We start from the raw sequence: 1,827 nt of genomic DNA on the forward strand, positions 1-1,827 counted from the left end.
CAGCGGGCAAGGAGCCCGTGGTGCACGGCGGGCACGCCGGGTGCGGCGCTGACGCGCGGGGTGCGGCCCTGGCCGCGCCGGCAGGCGGGTCGGCTCCGGAATCCCGCTCGAAGCGATTACTTGGCTAGCCACGTAATCGGTGCTACTTTTATGTGGCTGGCCACAGAAAGTGGTCGGCGCGGCATCCACACGAGGAGATCCCGTCATGAAGGCCATCGTTTTCGACGCGTTCGGCGGCACCGAGGTCCTGCACGAGGCGGAGATCGACATTCCGCAGCCCGGCCCCGGCCAGGTCCGTGTGCGGGTACGGGCTGTCGGCGTCAACCCGGTGGACGGCAAGATCCGCTCCGGTGTCATGGAGGCCGTCTTCCCCACCACGCTGCCCGCCGTGCCCGGTGGGGAGATCGCCGGTGTGGTCGACGCCGTCGGCGAGGACGTCGACCACCTGAAGGTGGGGGACGAGGTCCTGGGCTGGTCCGACACCGGCTCCTACGCCCAGTACGCCCTGGCGTCCGCGGCCGTCCTCGCGCCCAGGCCGGCCGGCCTGGACTGGACACACGCCGCCGCCCTGCCCGTGGCGAGCGACGGTGCCGAACGCGTGCTGGACCTGCTCGGCGTCACCTCGGGTGAGACGCTGCTGATCCACGGAGCGTCCGGCGCGCTCGGCACCATCGCCGTCCAGCTCGCCGTCGCACGCGGCGCCCGCGTCATCGGCACCGCCGGACCGGCCAACCAGGAGTACGTCACCTCGCTCGGCGCGACCGCGCTGGTCTACGGGGACGACCTGGTCCGGCGGGTCCGCGAGCTCGCCCCCGACGGGGTGGACGCCGTCTTCGACGCCGCGGGCAAGGGCGCGCTGGAGGACTCCATCGTCCTGCGCGGCGGCACCGACCGGATCGTCACCACCGCCGACTTCCGCGCCCGTGAACTCGGCGTCGTCTTCGCCGAGGGCCCGCAGCGTCGCTCCGCCGCACGGCTGGCCGAACTGGCCCGGCAGGCCGCCGACGGCACACTGGTGACCACGATCAGCGCCAGCTACCCGCTGGCGGAAGCCGCCAAGGCCCAGCAGGCCAGCGACGGCGGCCACAACCGCGGCAAGATCGTCCTCACCGTCGACTGACCACCTCACCCGTACGACCAGGGAGCAGCAATGTCCGACACCACCTCACCGGAGCTACCGGACGCGGCGCGCGACGGGCGACTGAGCTACGCCATCTTCCAGCTCGCCCGTGCGCACCGCGGCCACGCCGCCGCCATGCTGCGCGCCCTGAACCTGCACCCGGGGCAGGAGCTGCTGCTGATGCAGCTCTTCGACCGCGACGGCCGGACACAGGCGGAACTCCTGGAGCGTGTCGGCCTCGACCACTCCACCGTCTCCAAGTCACTGCGCCGCATGCAGGAGGCCGGACTGCTCACCCGGGAGCCCGCTCCCCACGACCGGCGGGTCATGGTGGTCAGCCTCACCGACGCCGGCCGCGCCCTGCGGGAGCCCATCGCCGACATGTGGCGCACCCTGGAGCAGATCTCCGTACGCGATCTGACCCCTGACCAGGTCGAGATGTTCACCACGTGTGCGCGCACCATCGAGAAGTCGGTCAGGGACCACAGCCGGCAGGCGCCCTCCGAGTGATCAGGCACGGGCGGGCGGCCCACTCGCCGGGCGAACCGCCCTCCCACCCCGCGCGGAGCGAGGGCGCCCCGAGGGCAGCCCTCGCCGCCCGGGGCGACAGGAACCCTCCGCGGACGCCTCGACGCCGCGCATGAACAGCACGTCACCGCGGCGGTGGAGGAATGCGCGTACACGCACGTCGGCGCGCCGCAGACCCG

Annotated in this window: 2 protein-coding genes; both read left to right on the forward strand. The window is 72.7% G+C overall.

The window, feature by feature from the left end; all coding sequences use genetic code 11:
• The first annotated feature begins 205 nt into the window (after positions 1–205).
• Complete coding sequence (locus B7767_RS31240) at positions 206–1,120, forward strand: NADP-dependent oxidoreductase (RefSeq protein WP_085575077.1); 915 nt, start codon at positions 206–208, stop codon at positions 1,118–1,120.
• A gap of 30 nt (positions 1,121–1,150) precedes the next feature.
• A complete protein-coding gene (locus B7767_RS31245) occupies positions 1,151–1,630 on the forward strand; it encodes a MarR family winged helix-turn-helix transcriptional regulator (RefSeq protein WP_073936277.1) in 480 nt (159 codons plus the stop codon).
• The last annotated feature ends 197 nt before the right edge of the window (positions 1,631–1,827 follow it).

Origin of the sequence: Streptomyces sp. 13-12-16, from assembly GCF_002114215.1 — a bacterium.
In the GTDB taxonomy this organism is placed as follows: Bacteria; Actinomycetota; Actinomycetes; order Streptomycetales; family Streptomycetaceae; genus Streptomyces.

Excerpts from the sequence above, each read along its gene's own strand:
- B7767_RS31240 (WP_085575077.1), top strand. The coding sequence starts at position 206 with ATGAAGGCCATCGTTTTCGACGCGTTCGGCGGCACCGAGGTCCTGCAC.
- B7767_RS31245 (WP_073936277.1), top strand. The coding sequence starts at position 1,151 with ATGTCCGACACCACCTCACCGGAGCTACCGGACGCGGCGCGCGACGGG.